This is a genomic window from Geobacillus sp. ZGt-1, assembly GCF_001026865.1.
Lineage (GTDB): Bacteria > Bacillota > Bacilli > Bacillales > Anoxybacillaceae > Geobacillus > Geobacillus thermoleovorans.
This window is the reverse complement of sequence record NZ_LDPD01000013.1, coordinates 131,638-134,931: the sequence shown is the minus strand read 5'-3', so window position 1 is coordinate 134,931 and position 3,294 is coordinate 131,638. Positions and strand designations below refer to the sequence as shown.

Genomic DNA, 3,294 nt, shown 5'->3' with positions numbered 1-3,294 from the left:
CCATTCGAACCATTTGGCCGCCGCCACTTTCGACAAGTCAACCAGTCCGACAGCGAGGGCGTAAACGTAGCCGACAACGATGCCGACAAGCACTGGAATCAAGCTCAACATGCCGCGCGCAAGCACCGAGCAGACGATCGTGGCCGCGAGCGTCACAAGCGCCACCGAGAAATGAAGCAGGCTGTATTTGCCGTCCGGGCCGTTCATCGCCATCCCGACCGCCGTGCCGGCTAAGCCGAGACCGATGACGATGATGACCGGACCGACGACAACCGGCGGCAATAGCTTCATCACCCAGCGGTAGCCGGCTTTTTTAATGATGAGGGCGACAACCCCGTACACCAATCCGGCGAGGAAGCTGCCAATCATCGCCGCTCCCGGGCCGCCGGCCGTTTTCGCCGCGATGATCGGCGCGATGTAGGCGAACGAGGAGCCAAGATACGCCGGCACCTGCCATTTCGTAATGAGCAAAAACGCCAATGTCCCGAGCCCGCTTGTGAGCAAGGCGATCGACGGATCCAACCCGACTAAGTACGGCACTAAAATCGTCGCCCCAAACATGGCGAACAAATGCTGCAAGCTTAACGTCACCCATTGCCCCACAGTCGGGCGGTCTTGAATATCCAACACCGGTTTGTTCATCTTTCGCCTCTCCTTTCGCCAAATGAGCGAAGTTCGTTTTTTAGTGTGCACAAAAACACCCTCTTTGCCCATGAAGGCGCAAAGAGGGTGCAGAAACGCCCGAAACGATTCCGCCCCTTTTGCAGCCTCACGGGACTGCGCTTAAAAGGGAGCTGTTTTATTTCTCATGAATCGACACTTGGTCAACGCCGTCCACTTCGGAAAGCTCGACGACAATCAGCTCCGAACGGGAGGTCGGCACGTTTTTGCCGACGAAATCAGCGCGGATCGGGAGTTCCCGATGGCCGCGGTCGACAAGCACGGCGAGCTGGATGCGCGACGGGCGGCCCAAATCCATGACCGCATCCATCGCCGCCCGCACCGTCCGGCCGGTAAACAGCACATCATCGACTAAAATGACATTCCGCTCGCTCACCGGAAACGGCACGTTCGTTCCTTTCACAAGCGGTTCATGGTCGTCCGTCTTCACCGTCAAATCGTCGCGGTACAACGTAATGTCCAACTCGCCGACGGGAACGGACGCCCCTTCGATGTGCTCGATCCGCTCAGCCAAGCGGCGCGCCAAGTAAATGCCGCGCGTTTTAATGCCGACCAATAGGCAATTTTCAATGCCTTTGTTCCTCTCGATGATTTCGTGGGCGATGCGCGTCAAGGCGCGGCGAATCGCCTGTTCATCCATCACGACCGCCTTTTGCATTCCGTCCACCTCCTAACAGCGCATGCACGCCGCGGCCAGCGTGTTTCCGCAGGCGGCGCGCCAACCAGGCCGTTCCCGCCTGTTTTCATAAAAAAATCCCCCTTTTCATAAAAAAATCCCCCGCCTGTGAAGCGGGGGGATGGCGCGCTTATCACCAAACAAGATGGGCATACATCGCCCTTCTTTGTCATTCCGACCCCTTTTCAGCCTCACAGGACTGAACTTAAAGGTTCCTGTTCACCTGTTTTCATTGTAAAGGGGGCGTGTTCGTTTGTCAATCGTTTTTTCGCAGCCATTCGAGCAATTCGGCAAACTCTGGAGGCAACGGTGCTTCAAACTCCAAATACTCGCCGCTTCGCGGGTGGCGGAAGCCGAGCACCCCGGCGTGCAGCGCCTGGCCGTCGATGGCGAGCGTTTTTTTCGGCCCGTATTGCGGGTCGCCAGCGAGCGGGTAGCCGATGTATTTCATATGGACGCGAATTTGGTGCGTCCGCCCCGTTTCCAGCTGGCACTCCACATACGTATAATGGCGAAACCGCTCGAGCACGCGGAAATGGGTGACCGCTTCCTTCCCGTTTTCTTCGGTGACCGCCATTTTCTTTCGATCGCGCTTGTCGCGGCCGATCGGCGCGTCGATCGTCCCGTAATCGTGTGGAATGACGCCGTGGACGATCGCCTTGTAGCGGCGCGTCACCGTTTTGTTCACAAGCTGCTCGACGAGCGAGCGGTGGGCGGCGTCGTTTTTCGCCACCATCAATAGTCCTGATGTGTCTTTGTCAATGCGATGGACGATGCCGGGGCGAAGCACGCCGTTGATCCCGGACAAGTCGCGGCAATGGGCGAGAAGCGCATTCACAAGCGTGCCGCGCATATGCCCGGGCGCCGGGTGGACGACCATGCCGCGCGGTTTGTTGACGACAAGGACATCCTCATCCTCATAATAAATGTCAAGCGGAATCGGCTCCGGCTCGACCTCGAGCGGCTCCGGCTCCGGCGGTGAAACGGCGACCGCGTCGCCTGCCTCGCATTTGTAGTTCGCCTTGACCGTCTCGCCATTGACGGTCACAAGCCCGCTTTTGATCCATTGCTGCACTTGCGAACGCGACCATTCCTCATTGAGCGCCGCGATCACTTTATCAATTCGTTCGCCGTCATATTCGTCTTCGATGTGAAACGTGATCGTGTCCATCTACTCATTCCCTTTCTCTGGTGTCGCGAAAAAAAACATATGGACAAACAGCAAGATGACGCCGACGGTCAGCGCCGAGTCGGCGATATTGAACACCGGAAAGCTGTACGTGCCGATGTACGTATGAATAAAGTCGACCACTTCTTTCCGGAATACGCGGTCGATAAAATTGCCGATCGCCCCGCCGAGCATCAGCCCAAGCCCCACGCCGGCCAGGCGCTCGGAAGGCTTCAGGCGGCGGATGTAAATCACGATCGCCGCCACGACAATAACCGTAATCAAATAAAAGAGCCAAAACTGCCCTTCGAGCATCCCCCACGCCGCGCCGCGATTGCGGTGCGACGTAATATAGAGTACATTGTCAATGACCGGGATGCTTTCCCCAAGTCGCATATAGCGGACGACAAGCCATTTCGTCCATTGATCGAGGATGATGACCGCCGCCGCAATCCAATAGTATGCCACCGTGCCAAGTCCCCCTGTCCTTCTCATTCATCCTTTTTGCATTGTAGCATAATTCGCCATGGCAAACAAATGAAGCGGCAAAAAGGAGTCAGTCAAGACTTTATAGAGAGCTTTTTTCGATTTACGGCGGCCATCTCAATTAGCCATGATAAAAAGGAGAAACGACTTCCCACTTCCTGACCATGGAAGCGACAAGAGGAGTATGCGGCCGGGTGCACTAAACGAACGGACATCGTTCCATAGAAGCTCCTCATTCCCACATTCAGCCGATGGCTTCCAATTCGTTTACCAAAACTCCCGT

At 56.4% G+C, this 3,294-nt stretch carries 4 protein-coding genes; all 4 read right to left on the bottom strand.

Annotated elements, in window-relative coordinates; genetic code table 11:
- Positions 1-642, bottom strand: a 642-nt coding sequence (locus VU18_RS19305; RefSeq protein ID WP_047757799.1) for a uracil-xanthine permease family protein, incomplete at its 3' end; no start/stop codon positions are given.
- 157 nt (positions 643-799) lie between these two features.
- Complete coding sequence (gene pyrR / locus VU18_RS04905) at positions 800-1,339, bottom strand: bifunctional pyr operon transcriptional regulator/uracil phosphoribosyltransferase PyrR (RefSeq protein WP_014195396.1); 540 nt, start codon at positions 1,337-1,339, stop codon at positions 800-802.
- A gap of 274 nt (positions 1,340-1,613) precedes the next feature.
- Positions 1,614-2,528, bottom strand: coding sequence for an RluA family pseudouridine synthase (locus VU18_RS04900; protein WP_047757734.1), 915 nt, complete (start codon positions 2,526-2,528; stop codon positions 1,614-1,616).
- Positions 2,529-3,020, bottom strand: coding sequence for a signal peptidase II (gene lspA, locus VU18_RS04895; protein WP_082218524.1), 492 nt, complete (start codon positions 3,018-3,020; stop codon positions 2,529-2,531).
- Between the last annotated feature and the right edge of the window lie 274 nt (positions 3,021-3,294).